Origin of the sequence: Actinomadura sp. DC4 (genome assembly GCF_030406325.1) — a bacterium.
Classification (GTDB): Bacteria; Actinomycetota; Actinomycetes; order Streptosporangiales; family Streptosporangiaceae; genus Actinoallomurus.
The window spans coordinates 1-1,324 of sequence record NZ_JAUEQY010000081.1 but is presented as its reverse complement, the minus strand read 5'-3'; the positions used below and the strand labels follow the sequence as shown (position 1 = coordinate 1,324).

The window sequence follows — 1,324 nt, the reverse complement described above, 5'->3', positions numbered from 1 at the left end:
CATTTCCGGCAGTACCTGCGTGGTCTGCTGGCGCCGCTGGAACGTAAGAACGCCTGGACTATTTCGGAGTTCACCGGGGAGCCCACCAGGGCAGGGATCGAGCGGTTGTTGAACTTCACGCCGTGGGACGCCGATGTGTTGCGTGATGATGTACGGGCGTATGCGATGGAGCATTTCGCTGACCCGCGGTCGGTGCTGATCGCCGATCCCACCGGGTTCGCGAAGAAGGGCCGCAAATCGGTGGGTGTGCAGCGGCAGTACTCCGGGACGCTAGGCCGTATCGACAACTGCCAGATCGCTACCTTTTTGTGTTATGCCAACCCATGCGGGGACCGGGTGCTGATCGACCGGGAACTGTATATGCCCGAGCGTCCCTGGATCGCCGACCCTGCTCGCTGTGCCGAGGCCGGGGTCCCGGCCGGTCTGCCGTTCCGGACCCGTCCGCAGCAGGCGGCGACCATGATCGACCGGACGGTGGCGGCCGGAGCGCCGTTCGCCTGGTTCGCCGCTGATGAGGAGTTCGGGCAGAACCCGGGCCTGCGCGCCCATCTGGCCGAGCGGCAGATCGCCTATTGCATGGCGGTGCCCAAGACAACCGATGTGGTGACCGGCAACATATCCACCGCGGAACGCTCACCAAACGTCGTCGAGCAGATCGCCGCCCGGTTGAAACCGCACGAGTGGTCACGTCGTTCCTGCGGGATCGGCACAAAAGGATTCCGAGTCTATGACTGGGCCATGGTCACCGCCGATGGCGGTCACCAGTACGTTTTCCGCCGCAACATAACCGACGGTGAACTGGGCTACTTCCATTGCTACAACCCGCGCGGTGAAAGCATATGCGAACTCGTCCGCGTTATCGGCTCCCGCTGGCCCATCGAGGAAAGTTTCGAGGCGGCCAAACAAGAAGCCGGCCTCGACAGCTACCAGGTCCGTAAATGGGACCCCTGGCACCGGCACATCACCTTGTCCATGCTCGCCCTGACATTCTTGGCAGTGCTACGCGCCACCGGCAAAAAAGGGACCCACCACCTGTGGACAACCCGAGCCACTCCCGGTCACACAACCGGCGAAGCGACACGAACCCACCACCGGCCCCCGCTGAACCAGACACCACAGATCACCACCCGGCCCGACGACTGATCGGCCTGTCGATCGGCGAGATCCGCCGCCTCCTCAACCTCTCCGGCAAACCCGACCAGACCATTGACCAGGGCCTCCACTGGTCGATCATCCGCCGCGAACATCAAGCCAGAGCCCGCCGAAGCCACTTCCGCCGACGCCTACGCCTCCAGGTCATCCAGATCTAGGGATGTAGTACTAG

Annotated in this window: 1 protein-coding gene; it reads left to right on the top strand. The window is 63.4% G+C overall.

The window, feature by feature from the left end:
* On the top strand, window positions 1–1,143 hold a 1,143-nt coding region (locus QWU11_RS47035), incomplete at its 5' end, for an IS701 family transposase (protein WP_290121129.1).
* Window positions 1,144–1,324 lie beyond the last annotated feature (181 nt).